Source organism: Massilibacillus massiliensis (assembly GCF_900086705.1).
In the GTDB taxonomy this organism is placed as follows: Bacteria; Bacillota; Negativicutes; order FLKF01; family FLKF01; genus Massilibacillus; species Massilibacillus massiliensis.
Window position 1 is genome coordinate 3,069,995 of the sequence record NZ_LT575483.1, and the last position, 13,687, is coordinate 3,083,681.

16 protein-coding genes are annotated in these 13,687 nt (G+C 34.2%); 13 read left to right on the forward strand and 3 right to left on the reverse strand.

What is annotated here, in order from left to right; all coding sequences use genetic code 11:
• Nucleotides 1–58: 58 nt before the first annotated feature.
• Nucleotides 59–1,363, reverse strand: coding sequence for an MATE family efflux transporter (locus tag BN6559_RS14700; protein ID WP_110955424.1), 1,305 nt, complete (start codon nt 1,361–1,363; stop codon nt 59–61).
• An 81-nt stretch (nt 1,364–1,444) separates the two neighbouring features.
• Nucleotides 1,445–1,891, reverse strand: coding sequence for a MarR family winged helix-turn-helix transcriptional regulator (locus BN6559_RS14705; protein WP_110955425.1), 447 nt, complete (start codon nt 1,889–1,891; stop codon nt 1,445–1,447).
• A gap of 279 nt (nt 1,892–2,170) precedes the next feature.
• Here BN6559_RS14705 and BN6559_RS14710 point away from each other — a divergent pair, with 279 nt between their 5' ends.
• From BN6559_RS14710 to BN6559_RS14770, 12 genes are all read left to right on the forward strand, one after another.
• Nucleotides 2,171–3,055 (forward strand): toll/interleukin-1 receptor domain-containing protein, encoded by an 885-nt coding sequence (locus tag BN6559_RS14710; protein WP_110955426.1) that lies wholly within the window; start codon nt 2,171–2,173, stop codon nt 3,053–3,055.
• Between the two features lie 171 nt (nt 3,056–3,226).
• Entirely contained in the window at nt 3,227–3,655 is a 429-nt protein-coding gene (locus tag BN6559_RS14715; RefSeq protein WP_110955427.1) for a hypothetical protein, read from the forward strand.
• Nucleotides 3,656–3,770: 115 nt separating this feature from the next.
• On the forward strand, nt 3,771–4,655 hold the full coding sequence (locus BN6559_RS14720) for an NAD(P)-dependent oxidoreductase (RefSeq protein WP_199884036.1): 885 nt from the start codon (nt 3,771–3,773) through the stop codon (nt 4,653–4,655).
• Nucleotides 4,656–4,862: 207 nt separating this feature from the next.
• Nucleotides 4,863–5,519 (forward strand): hypothetical protein, encoded by a 657-nt coding sequence (locus BN6559_RS14725; RefSeq protein ID WP_110955428.1) that lies wholly within the window; start codon nt 4,863–4,865, stop codon nt 5,517–5,519.
• A gap of 83 nt (nt 5,520–5,602) precedes the next feature.
• Nucleotides 5,603–6,037: a GNAT family N-acetyltransferase gene (locus BN6559_RS14730; RefSeq protein WP_110955429.1), complete on the forward strand. Its 435-nt coding sequence runs from the start codon at nt 5,603–5,605 to the stop codon at nt 6,035–6,037.
• Between the two features lie 108 nt (nt 6,038–6,145).
• Nucleotides 6,146–6,448, forward strand: coding sequence for a hypothetical protein (locus BN6559_RS14735; RefSeq protein ID WP_110955430.1), 303 nt, complete (start codon nt 6,146–6,148; stop codon nt 6,446–6,448).
• A gap of 289 nt (nt 6,449–6,737) precedes the next feature.
• The gene (locus tag BN6559_RS14740) at nt 6,738–7,193 is read left to right on the forward strand and encodes a DUF2975 domain-containing protein (protein WP_110956425.1); all 456 of its coding nucleotides are present in this window, start codon (nt 6,738–6,740) and stop codon (nt 7,191–7,193) included.
• A 15-nt stretch (nt 7,194–7,208) separates the two neighbouring features.
• Nucleotides 7,209–7,421, forward strand: a complete 213-nt coding sequence (locus BN6559_RS14745) for a helix-turn-helix domain-containing protein (RefSeq protein WP_110955431.1) — start codon at nt 7,209–7,211, stop codon at nt 7,419–7,421.
• 25 nt (nt 7,422–7,446) lie between these two features.
• A complete protein-coding gene (locus tag BN6559_RS14750; RefSeq protein ID WP_199884038.1) occupies nt 7,447–8,931 on the forward strand; it encodes a DUF4153 domain-containing protein in 1,485 nt (494 codons plus the stop codon).
• A 45-nt stretch (nt 8,932–8,976) separates the two neighbouring features.
• The gene (locus BN6559_RS14755) at nt 8,977–9,339 is read left to right on the forward strand and encodes a ribosomal maturation YjgA family protein (RefSeq protein WP_110955433.1); all 363 of its coding nucleotides are present in this window, start codon (nt 8,977–8,979) and stop codon (nt 9,337–9,339) included.
• A 434-nt stretch (nt 9,340–9,773) separates the two neighbouring features.
• Nucleotides 9,774–10,799 carry an SIR2 family protein gene (locus BN6559_RS14765; RefSeq protein ID WP_110955435.1) on the forward strand — a complete coding sequence of 342 codons (1,026 nt, stop codon included), beginning with the start codon at nt 9,774–9,776 and terminating at the stop codon, nt 10,797–10,799.
• A complete protein-coding gene (locus BN6559_RS14770; protein WP_110955436.1) occupies nt 10,799–12,541 on the forward strand; it encodes an ATP-binding protein in 1,743 nt (580 codons plus the stop codon). Before BN6559_RS14765 ends, BN6559_RS14770 begins: the two co-directional genes overlap by 1 nt.
• Before the next feature lie 273 nt (nt 12,542–12,814).
• Here the strand turns inward: BN6559_RS14770 and BN6559_RS14775 are convergent, their stop codons facing one another.
• On the reverse strand, nt 12,815–13,048 hold the full coding sequence (locus BN6559_RS14775) for a helix-turn-helix domain-containing protein (protein WP_110955437.1): 234 nt from the start codon (nt 13,046–13,048) through the stop codon (nt 12,815–12,817).
• 300 nt (nt 13,049–13,348) lie between these two features.
• On the opposite strand from BN6559_RS14775, the gene BN6559_RS14780 reads away from it, so the two are divergent.
• Entirely contained in the window at nt 13,349–13,642 is a 294-nt protein-coding gene (locus BN6559_RS14780) for a hypothetical protein (protein ID WP_110955438.1), read from the forward strand.
• Nucleotides 13,643–13,687: the final 45 nt, after the last annotated feature.

Sequence of the window (13,687 nt, forward strand, 5' to 3'; positions counted from 1 at the left end):
ACCACCTCTTAACTAAAAGCATAGCATTATACAATGGCGAAGTAAAATCCTCAGTTTTTTAAGAAGATAGTTTGTCTAAAATATGACGGTTCCGTAGACAAAGATAAATTCCGATAAGAAGAAGCAGCAGTTGTACAAAAGTAACTGTAATCCATATACCATTTACGCCCCAAATACTAGGAAGTATAAAAGCTGTAAGAGGGAGCAGGATGAAAGCTTCTCCGTATACCATAACGGCGGCACTTTTGCTCTTTTTTAGTGCATTGAAATATTCTGTTGTTACACGAGAAAAAGCATAGAGCGGTAACGATAAAGCACAGATCGGTAAAGCGAATTGCAAAACCTCGGCGGTTTCTTTGGACACCCCGAAAAAAGCAGCAATCTGATGATTCAGGAGCATAATGGCAGTCGTTGAAAGAATGCTTAGAAAAAAAGCTAGTAGATAAGACCAGTTGCGAAAGGTTCTGATCGCTTGTGCATTTTTTGCTCCATAATAGAAACTAAGTAAAGGCTGGCAGCCTTCGCCTATTCCCTGTAATAAAAGCTGTCCAATACTTAAAACATAAGAAATAACAGCAAAAGCAGCGATTGCCGTCGTTCCACCATAAGTTACTGCCTGACGATTCATGATCAGTATAGTTAAAGAAGGGATAAAACTTAGACCAAAAACGGGTAGTCCAATTCGAAGGATGCGTTGCAGCATGTTTCTTTGCAATTTATAGAAGTGCGCAGGAATTCGATGTTCCTTTTTAAATAAAATAAATAAGGCAGGAATCAGTGTGATAGATTGTCCGACTACTGTGGCAAGCGCGGCACCTTTGACACCAAAGCCAAGCAGCATGACAAACACTCCGCTTAAAACCGTATCAATCGTAAAATTCATCAACATCAGTGTCATGGCGATCCAAGGCTTATTCTGATTGCGAAGAAGTGGTGTGACTCCGGATGAAAAGACTTGTACAATCGCTCCGTATGCAAGTGTTTCGATATATTGGTGACCCAGTTCCAGTATTTCTCCTTCAGCGCCCATAAGCCGCAGGAGCTGTTTTCCAAAAAACAGTAGAAATATTGTAAGTGCAATGGAGGAAAGCACTAAGGCAACGAGCGTATTACCGAAAGCTTTATCTGCTTTCTCTTTGTCACCTGCACCCAGATAATTTGAGATAAGAATAGAGCCTCCCATGCCGATGCCTATCCCCATATCAAGAATTAGTGCGGCAAGTGGCCAGGCTACATTCACGCTGCCAAGCCCAACGTCACCGACCGTTTGCCCTACAAAAAATCCATCTATGCTAACGTAGATGCCGGTAAATAGAAAAGTGATCATCGATGGTATAACGTATTTTAAAAACTGTTTATGCATCAATAAACCTCCAAAATGCTAACTATATAAGAAATCATTTTTGAACGATGAATAGATTGTCGGATGAATTTAGCATGTTCCTTAGATAGTATCTAAAATTTGTTTTAAATTATGATAAAAGGCAGAGTTACCTTTTATCATGCCATTTCTCTCAGCAGGGCTCATATTCTCAAAAGCCTTTTGTTCAAACGCTAGTAATTCAGAAAAAAGCAGATCCGCATATCGCTGTCCGGCGGTGGTCAGTATGATATGTTTACTGCGTTTGTCGTTAACAGCTGTTTTTCTTGTAAGATGTCCTTTCTTTTCAAAGAAATCTAAAATCGTATTTATGGTCTGCTTTGGTAAAAGCAATTTTTCACAGAGTAATTTGGACGTGCAGGGATCGGGAGTTTTGTGAATCACATAGAGCGTAAAAAGCGAATTTATCGTTAAACCCCGTCTTTTCGCCCAATGTTCGTAAACCGAATTTATGCCCCAATATATATCATAATAGGCTTTAATATCTTGCCTAATATCATTGTTATACATGAATCAAACCCTCACATAAATATAAAATAGTCCGTATACGGACTAAATAATTATACCATACTTTAGTATTTTTTTCTAAACGGCTTTTGAAAGATGGATCAAGACCCGTCATCTCATTGTTCATGTCGAAAAAGAAGAACTCTTGCCAAATTTTTATTAATTTGGAAGGAGTTCTTTATTTTTTAGGGAATTTTTTAATTATAATATAGTACGATCTAGATTAATTAACAGAATTATCCTTGCTGGTCTAATATCTATAAAAGTATTTTGGAGGAATTTATGCCTAGTATTTTTTTGAGTCATTCAAGTGTAGATAAAGCATTTGTTGAGAAATTAGCTAAAGATTTAAAACGGCTGGGGGTTAATGCATGGTTTGATAAATGGGAAATTAAAGTTGGTGAATCAATTACATGGAAGATTGAAGAAGGAATAAGAGAAAATGAATATCTTGGCATTATATTATCAAATGAAGCATTAGAATCTGAGTGGGTAAAAAGTGAGATAAGTGCGGGCTGGATAAGACAAATGCAAACCAAGAAAATATTCATACTTCCCATTTATTATCGCCAATGCTCTATTCCTTATTTTCTAGCGGATCGAAAGTATGCAGATTTTCGAAAAAATTATCAAGATGGACTTGAAGAATTAACAAGTTTTTTTAATATCAGTAATGTTGATACAATATCAACTGACAATTGGAGAAAGTTTACGAAAACTAGAAATAATGATGGATGGAAAAAGTTTCGAGAGGATGAATATTCAAGTCTCGTTACGACTTTAGTAAATCGTGCAAAGGAGTATAATTGGTCAGTTTGGGTTGGAGGGACTAAAAATAAATTTTCAATTACGCTTAGGGGATTTATTAATTTAGAAAGTAAAATGTCAATTTCAATCAGACTTGATGGAAAATCAAATGCATACAAAGCTACTTTTTACGATAATCATAATCCTAATAATATTCCTATATCTAATTTTGATATATATGTTGGTAATACTGTGAATGAATGTGAAGAATTTGTCTGGCGCAGGATGGAAGATTTTAAACAGAAATATGGAAATCCAACAGAGGAAGCAACATATTTTACACAAAAAATTTTAGGCGAAAAAGAAAGATACAAATTTGCATATAAGATTATGAAATCTTTGGATTGGTATAAAAAATAGGATATGTTTATATCTAAAATATATGATTTTGTACTTTGTATAGTAAGCGGATTAAAAAGTGATGCAGGAATTGGGTAGAGAATGACTTATGGAGTAATGAAAATCACAAATATTTTAAAATAGCTTAATTACAAAACCAATGTTCGTAAATTACAGTAAGGAGTGTTGTAGATGATGAAGCTTAGAGAAAGAAAATCGAATTGTTTAATAAGGTTAGTGCTGGTAATTGTCATGTTAGGAGTTGCATCAATTTGTTTAGCCAATGAATATGATGATAACCCGAATTATCAATTTTTATATACAGCATACCAAGGAAAGAATTATCTGGAGCTGTCATCTATATTGGTAAATGAATACAATCCACCTAAGTATCAATTGACAGGAACGACGATTCATGTTAGCGGAGATACTGGTTCGGTCACGCAAAAGGAAGTTGTGTTTCGATATAACTATGACCAACAGAAAGCCTATTCTTATGATGGATATATGCATGAATGGTTGGAAGTGAAAAGAAGTAAAAATAATATGGTTAATGAACGTGGTGTAATATTAGCAAATGCTTTATTTCGTGCGGCATATGGTATGAATTTTTATCATTGATAAATAGGCAGAAGTATATTGTATTATCTTACTTTTTAACATGGTTTATCTAGTTCATAAGGAAATGAATAGGTACACAAAAGACGATGTGTAGATCATGAAAGGTGGTTTAGCAGTGAAGATTCTCATAGTTGGCATTTTTACCGAGACTTCAAAAATAAATATTGCAAGGCATTTTCCGAAAGACTGGGACATTGTAATTGTTCCGCCCGGGAAAGAAATGCTGCACCATATTGAAGATTGCCATGTAATCATACCTGAACATATTAAAGTGGACAGTAGCCTGCTTGCTTCTGCAAAAAATTTAAAATTGGTACAGACGGGGGCAGGATTTGATAACGTAGATATCGATGCCTGCACGCAGCTCGGTATTTGGGTGGCCAATGCTGCAGGAGTGAATGCACAGGCAGTAGCTGAGCACGTAATGGCACTGATATTGTCTTATTATAAAAACATTCCGTTTCTTGATTCTTTCATGAAAAACAAGATGGATGAGAATCAATTGGACTATACAGGAAGTGAATTAAAGGGCAAAACGATTGGAATTATCGGTCTGGGAGCCGTCGGGAAAAAAGTAGCTGAATTTTGCAGGGCTTTTGATATGAATGTGGTGGCTTATACTAGAAATACCGTTGTACAGTCTGACGGTTTTGTGCAAATGACGGATTTCGATAATCTTGTAAGCACATCGGACATAGTAAGTGTACATATATCTCTGAATCAGCAAACTAAACAGCTGATCAACAAATCGGTATTTAAGAAAATGAAGAATACAGCACTCTTTATCAATACAGCCCGCGGCGGGATTGTCAATGAAAGAGACTTGATAGATGCATTAAAAAACAGGGGAATTTCAGGCGCATGCCTGGACGTGTTTGAATCTGAACCACTTGAAATTGGCAGTGAACTTCGGAAGCTAAGTAATGTAATACTTACTCCCCATACGGCAGGCATGCCTGCCGGGTTCAAATTCCATAAAAAAGATATGATTTCTTTGTGAATAATATAAAACATGTAGAGAATGGTGAAGAGCCTGAAAGCAAGCTCAATCAGTTATTATAGGTTTGTTACAATAAAAATAAAAGACAATGCCTTCGAGTAGGAGCTCAATTCTTCTCGCCTTTTCTAAGTGAACATGTAATATGAAAAAAATTGTTAGAATATAAATGTGGCGGAATTCCATTGTCAGTACTAAGGAGGGAAAATAATGCGATGTATATTAGTTATTACAGCTTTTTTGATTGTTGTGTGCTCTACTAATGTGACGGCAAGTGGTCTTATTGGGATGGATGAGAAACCTACCTGTCATCCGTTGGGTGGTAAAATTGAAGCCGGTATGGTTTATGATCCAATCCAATTCAGAGAGCCTGATGGCGCAATCATTCAGTTTCAGGAGGATAACGAAAACAAAGTCTTTACGATTTGGCATAATGGAAAAGTTATAAAGCAGTATTATGGTTTACATGTACCACTAGTCAAGCAAATTAAACATAACGATACAGGTCGGAATTTTTATATTTTGTATCATACGTTGAATGTATCGACGAAGAAAAATGCACATATAATTATTGGCTATGACCAAGCACAGGAAAAATATGTTGAATATATGAATACGCTGGATTATTTTAAACCAAGCCAGAGATATGATGAAGTCAAGTGTTATATTGGTTCACCTGATCGGTTCATCATATATGCCCATCGATTATATGGTGGACATATCGAGGGATATCAGTTGACATGGGATGAGAAAGTAAATGATTTTAGAAAAGAACCTTTTGAAATTGATGAGCACAAAACGATACAGGCGGCTTTAGATAATACCCAATTGACGACAGAATCTTTAAATCAAGTAGGATTTTTTTGAAATAAGAATAGGGAAGGTTCGTTAGACTAATTTCGATCTAAATGCCTGTCTATAGTCATTTTTGAAGAAGGAGTACAAATCGTATGATCGTTCAACCAACTGTAAATGATTATGAAGCGCTGATTCATATTTGGGAAAGCTCGGTTCGGGCGACGCATGACTTTCTAAAGGAAGAAGACCTTCAATTTTATAAGCCATTAATTTTGAATGAATATTTCTACCAAGTGAAGTTGTTCTGTCACAAAAATAGTAACTGTGAAATTACTGGATTTATGGGCATAGCGGAGGATAAACTCGAAATGCTGTTTATTCATCCTGTATCGCGTGGCAATGGTATAGGTAAAGCGTTGCTTAATTATGCGATAGAGCAAGAAAAAGTGAAACTAGTAGATGTGAATGAGCAGAATGCGCAGGCTGTTGAATTTTATAAGCACATGGGCTTTAGCGTCGTAAATCGTTCTGAATTTGATGGTGCAGGAAAGCATTATTCTATATTGCACATGGAGCTAAAATCCTAACGAACTAAAATTTAAATGGTAAACAGTCAAACAGAACAGTCGATTTGTAATTTAGGGAACGTTGTTAGAGCGTTTTTCAAACAAATTTATTTATAAAAGAGGGAATAGATGATGAACATCAATGGAATAGCAACACAATATCAAAACTACGCTGGGGTTGGAACCTCTAAAACAAAGAGCAGTCCCGGTGAAAATAAGACTGATACATTCCAAAATGCGATTGTGAATTGGAAAAATCAAATCAAGGAAAAGCTTGCGAAAGAGCAGGAAAACGATGCTAACAGTAACATTATGATGTCAGAAAAGAAATGGCGTGATCTAATGAAAAAAGTGGACAATGTGATTGATAACATAGAAGACAGTAATAATGCACAGGAGAAAGAAGAGAAAAAATTAATGAATTCTAAATAAATGCACTTTTGGTGTACATAATGCCGAAATGGATAAATGTCGTTATATTTAAATATGAATTGAATATGAACACGAAAGAAAAAACTCTTGCCGTAATCTATAGGAATATGGCAGGAGTTTTTAGTTTTTATGCGACCATGTAAGTTTATTTACTAGAAAGATGTTCCCTAACAAACTACTTTTTATTATGAATAGCAATATATTTTTATTGATAATCGATAAAAATATATTGCTATTCATTTAAAGATAACTTATAATAAGGAAAAAGTAGGAGGGGTTTTAGTTGGCGATGATTAGAAATGAAAAACTTGCGGCAGTTGTGAAATACATACTTGAATTTATATTGGTAGGGGTATCAGTACTGGTACTTGGTTTACCTATCATATTGAAAATTTGCTTTGATAATTATAGCTGGACAGTAGGAGAAAGTTATTGGTTTTTATTAGTATTTTTATGGATTACCGGGGTGCTCTATTTTGGAGTTGTTTATGAATTAAGAAAAATGGTCGTACGCTTAATTCACCGAGAGCCTTTTATGAGTGAAAATGTAGATAGTTTAAAAAGGATAGCAGTATTGGCTTTGAGTATTTCAGCAATGTACGTTATCAAAATTGTATTTTATATTTCTTTCTTAACCGTTATCGTGACAATGATGGCAGTATTAATCGGTTTATTCGCATTAATTTTAGCCGAAGTATTTAGGCAAGCGATCGAAGTTAAAGAAGAAAATGATCTTACAATATAGGCAGGGAGAAAATAAATGGCGATAATAGTAAATCTTGATGTTATGATGGCAAAACGAAAAATTGGTTTATCAGAGCTTTCTGCTAAAGTAGATATTACTTTAGCCAATCTATCAATTTTAAAAAATAATAAAGCAAAAGCAATGCGTTTTTCAACACTAGAATCGATTTGCAAGGCCTTAAATTGTCAGCCTGGTGATATCTTGGAATATGTGGATGATGAAGAATGACGCAATAGATAAGGGAGGGAAATACATGGTTGAGCCTGTTGAACTAGAAAGCGAGAAAAACGACAATCCTCAGGAGCAGAAGGATAGTTTTATATTCTTTGGCTCAATTTTCATAGCGATTCTATACGATTTTTTGTTTATTGATAAAATCGCGGGTGTCTCTTATCCATTGTTCATTCTTGGTGTGTATGGATTGCTCTATAAAAAAGTTAAAGAATCCCTCGCAAAAAAATATTGTTTTGAAAATCTTTTAATGCTAGTGATCGGGTTATTAGCTTTAACCTATTTATTTTTCTCAAATCAAGTATTAAGAAGTATAAATTCAATCCTGATACCATTTTTGTTTGTGTCTCATAGTTTATTGCTGACAGAAACGAGCCGATATGAATGGTCACGAATCGGATTTATAAAAGATGTCATGAAAGGAATGTTCGTTTGGCCATTTGAGAAGATCGTTAAACCGTTTCACGTAATGCAAGAGTTGCTCATAAAAGATAATGGCCGGATGAAAGACTCTGTGACTAAGAAAGTAATTACCGGTATCATTCTTTCACTTCCAGTTCTTGTTCTGGTTATCGCATTATTATCATCTGCTGATTTAGTGTTCGGCAATATGATGCAGCAAATTTTTAGAAATATTGAATTTGGGGATATCATACTACATACTCTGCTGATCGGATTTATTACGATAACGACCTTTAGTTTCTTTTGGTCTGCTACTTACAGTAATAGAAAGAAGGTTCCATATATAAATATAGAACCTAAGCTTGATGTAATCAGTATTCTTACGGTATTAAGTTTGCTTAATATTGTATATGGTGCATTCTCTTATATTCAATTTGCATATTTATTTGGTAGCATTTTTAATCAGTTGCCCGATGGATTTACTTATGCCGAATATGCTAGAAAAGGTTTTTTCGAATTGATCGTTGTTGTAATTGTTAATGTTGCTATTGTACTTGTCAGTCTGAAGTATACAAAATTGGCAGGTGGTCGGACAGTCCAAGCATTTAAAATATTGAACTGCGGGTTGATCATGAGTACCTTTATTATGCTGTTTTCATCATTTTTTAGAATGTATTTGTATGAGGAGATATATGGTTATACCTATCTCAGAGTATTCACGCATGAATTTATGTTAATGTTGTTTTTTATATTAGGCGTTACTTTATATAAAGTATGGTCAGATAAATTAAATATAGCAAAATGGTACATTGTGATTAGTTTAATTTCTTATGTGCTAATCAACTATATCAATGTTGATGTATTTATTGCGCAAAAGAATATGGAAAGATACTATAAAACAGGAACTATAGATGTCTCTTATTTAAGTGAAATGTCTCATGATACAACGGTTTATATCAAAGAACTTACGAATTCACCTAATCCACAGATTTCAGCAGAAGCACAAGAATACATAGATATGAGGAAGAATTTATTAGCATCCGAAAAAAATTGGCAATCCTATAATTTATCTAAACAACGAGCGTTCAGTATATTAAATCAGTAATTTTCTGAGACTGCAAAATTATAGAGAATAGGAGAATTCAAAAGTATGATGCGACAGAAATTGTATTATTTGTTGTTGATAAGTGTGGTTATTATATTAGGATTACTTTCTAGAGCAACCTTTATTGATTTACCTAAAGGCATAGGCGATATTCTGTGGGGATTGATGATATTTTTGATTATGGGATTTATCTTTAGAGATAAATCTACAGTAAATATTATGGTATTTTCCATCATATTCTCTATCGGGATTGAAGTAGCTAAGTTATATCATGCTCCTTGGATTGATGCATTTCGTTATACAAGGATGGGCGGATTGATTTTAGGATATGTTTTTTCATGGACTAATATCTTGTGCTATATGATGGGGAGTGGTATAGGGGGTGTCGGAGAAAAGATTAAATTATAAAGTAAGGTAATCAGAGAAGATGGGTTTTCTATGCAATTTTCCAAAACTTATTTATGAAGTTAGAATCGACGGACTGATAGATTGAAGGAAACCATGTCATTGGTAATGTCGAAAACAAAGAACTCTTGCCAAATTTTTATTGATTTGGAAGGAGTTCTTTGTTTTTGGGAGAAGTTTTTAAGCATAATATATACTCCTTACTTTGGGCGTGAATCAATAGAACTGTTCCTGCGAGTCTCTACGAGCCAATTTCTTAATGATGAGAGTGGTATGAGTTTTGCTGTGTTAGCAGAAAATGATTTTGAGGATATTGTGAATTGGATAAAAAGGAGCTAAAAGATGCACTTCACAAAAGTATGGCAATAGAAGAGATTAAAAGAATTAGTTGATAATTTGCAAATATTACTACTGGTTTTGAGAGAGGTGAAGATTAATTGGAAATAAATGATGTAAAAACTGTTATCCAAGATTTTTTTCAAGAGAACACAGTTACCATTATTGGCTCTGGTTTATCAGTAGCTGAAGGGATACCTGGGATGGGATCTTTATCAGTGGAATTACTCGATAAGCTGCCTTGTAAAATCAATGAAAAAGCTGACGTGGACAACTGGAAAGCTATATCAGACAGATTAAAAGTGGGAGAAGGTCTTGAAGAAGCACTTCACAGTGAAAAACCAACAAGTATTGTTGAAGAAAAAATAAGAGAAACTACGGCAGAATTTATACGCACTGCTGAAAAGAAGGCTTTGAATAGTGTTTTGTCGGGGAGTAAACGTTTTAGGCTTTCAGACTATTTGCAAAGATTTAATATAAGGAACAATGGATTAACCGTTATAACCACAAATTACGATAGACTTGTTGAATATAGCTGTGAAATGAATGGGATCAGAGTAGATACATTATTTGTTGGAAAATTTATTTGTCAGTTCTCTCCAGACGAAAGTAAATATTCTTTTTGTAAAAATATTTATAAATTAAGAGGGCAAAGTCGAGTCGAATATTCACCCAAAGTAAAGGTTTTAAAGCCGCATGGATGTTTAAGTTGGTATCAAATCAATGGCTGTGCATATTCAGTTCCTCATTTAGAAAAAGACAACTGTTTAATCATAACTCCGGGGATCAATAAATATAGAGAAGGATATAATGAGCCATTTGATACACATCGTGCACGAGCCAACGCAGCAATAGACAGTGCTTTGAGGTACATAATTATCGGATATGGATTTGGAGATGATCATCTGGAAACTCATTTACTTCGCCAATTAAATTCAAATAAACCTGCATTAATCCTTACTCATTCATTATCTGATAAAGCAATAAAAGTTGTAAAGGGGTGTAAAAATGTTATAGCTGTTTGTAATCGAGATAATGGATCTTTAGTTATGAATAAAGATGGTGAAATATTTTTTCCTAGTATAAATTTATGGGATATTAGAGAAATGATTAAGGAGGTCTTTTGATGAGTAGTCAAATATCATTCACTGAAAATGAATTATTGGGTAGCGTTACTTATGTTGATACAGCACAAATTATCGTTGAAATAGAAAACTCTAATATTATGAGTCAGATTAGTGTGGGTAATTTGGTTGCAATTGAAACAGGTAAAAGGCATCAGTTGCTCATTTCATTAATTGACAAGGTAACAAGAAAGTATATCGAAGATTTTGAAGATGAAAATGCAGAAGAAACTGATATTATGATTTCTTCTGCAGATTATGTTAAAGTTAATATAATCGGAACCTACCATATGGTATTAGGGGAACAAAAAAATATTTTTAAAAGAGGCGTAGATTTATTTCCGCAAATCGAAAGTAAGTGCTATTGCATCTCAGGAGCCAATTTGCAAAGTTTTATGAATTTGCTCAGTGATTCAATTCAATCTGACAAGCAATTAAAACTGGGTACCTTTATGATGGATAATAATGCAAGAGCGGTACTTGATGGTAATAAGTTTTTTCAAAGACATGCTGCAATTTTAGGGAGTACGGGATCAGGAAAAAGTTGGTGTGTAGCTAATATCTTGGAAAAGGCTAGTGAGTTAAAATATGCCAATATCATTGTGCTTGATATGCATGGAGAATATGGCTCTTTGACTGAAGGCAAAGATAAAATAGCGGAATCTTATAAAATTGCTGGGCCGGGTGATTTGGAGAAAAATCAAAAGAATATATTATTTTTACCCTACTGGTTATTAAACAGAGAAGAGATGCTGTCAATGATACTTGATCGGAGCGATTCTAATGCTCCCAATCAAGCTTCTCGTTTTACTTTGCATATTCGTGATTTAAAACTAGAAACTCTGAATGAAGAAAATAAGCAAGATATAGCCAAGACATTTACGGTTGATTCTCCAATTCCTTTCAATATGAAATCACTTATAGATAAATTACAAGATGATGATACTCGAAAAGGAGTTGGAAAAAATAATGCTCCAGTAAAAGGTGAGTGGGAAGGCAAATTAACACGATTTATTTCTCGATTGGAAACTAAGATAGCAGACAAGACATATGGTTTTATGTTCCAACCATACGTTGATACGAAAAGCTATAATTGGCTTGCCGAAATGTTATGTAACCTTTTAGGATATAATGATTCTCAAAAAGGAATTAAAATAGTTGATTTTTCAGAAGTTCCATCAGATGTTCTACCGGTTGTAACTGGGACTTTAGCAAGATTATTATATGATGTCCAATTTTGGATGGAGGCAGATAAAAGGACACCATTTACTCTTGTTTGTGATGAAGCACATCTATATTTGCCAACTAAAGATGAAGCTGATTCAGTACAAAAGCAAGCATTATATAATTTTGAGCGTATTGCAAAAGAAGGGAGAAAGTATGGGGTTTCTCTATTACCTGTAAGTCAACGTCCATCAGATGTTAGTAAGACAATTTTGAGTCAGTGTAGTAATTTTGTTGTTCTTCGCCTAACAAATGAGAGGGATAAAGGTGTAATAAAGAATCTATTGCCGGATTCTTTGAAAAGCACAATTGATTTTTTGCCGTTATTGGACGTGGGGGAAGCTTTAATAGTAGGGGATGCAATTCTTCTCCCGAGCAAGATTTTACTCGATAAACCTGAAATAAGTCATAGACCAGTAAGTGCTACAAAAGACTTTTGGGATGATTGGGATAAACTTAAACCAGATAATAATGCTGTACAACAAGCAGTTGAGTTTTTGCGTAAGCAAAGCAGAATATAGAACAATTGAGATACATTTTGAGGAATATGATATGAGAGATATTAACGGCGATAATAATGGTCAATTTATGATAAGGGCACTACGGTTGTTCTGAATCATAGTGGAGAATATTATAAGTAATATAACTGTAAAAAATACCGTAAAAAGGATAGGAGAAACAATGGCAGACTGGACGATGGTTCTGCTTGTCTCAAATAAGAGTATTGAAAGATATATTATTAAACAAATAGAGCATGCGCAAAATTCAAGTTGTTCCTGAATTTTGTGCATGCTCTATTTGTTTATTTTGGGTTTATCTGTTCTACCAACCAGATAATCAAGTGAAACATTAAAATAGTCTGCAAGACCAATAAGCGTGTTAACAGAAGGTAGATTCATCCCTTTTTCAAACTGTGTGATACTGCCTTTGCTTTTTAAACCTAAGGCATCGGCTAGCTTTTGAGTTGAGATTTCTTTTGTTTCACGGAGTAACTTTAATCTAGTCGAAAAAATATTTTTATCATCCATAATAAAACCTCTTGACGGTTAGCATAGCTAACCAGTATAATAGAAATGTAGGTTAGTAATACTAACCGAGCGTAAACGGTTTAATATTTCTAAAATATTAAAAACCAAAAATAAAACAGAGTAGACCAAACTATTATTAGTCAGTAAAGTAATAGTCTATTAAGCTTAATTATACCCGAAATTGGATATAGTTCCTAGTAAAATCAAGAAAATGATAAAATTTAAGCTTCTATTATCTATACCCGTACATGAAAAACTCTAGTAATTCATAACCAAATAACAATTGGAGGGATATTTACTGTGGTAAAGAGTGTGTTTGATTTGCTGGCTTCTACGATGGAACATGAAAATTTGGTTGACTTGCATTTGGAGAAATGCTCTAGTGAATATTATTATGCGAATAATAAAGTCCTTGAGTATGAAAGTAAACTTAAAGGAGCGTTGCCTTTGGATTTGCAGGAAATTTTGGTAAAGCTTGATGATGAATATAATTGTATGATGATAAGTGCAATGGACGTGCATTATCGGCAGGGATTTTCCGATGCGGTTCGATTGATTATGCAAACTTTGACTTGGGTGCCGACACGGGGCTGAATATAAAATATGAATCATATCAATAAGAAAACCGTAACATATACA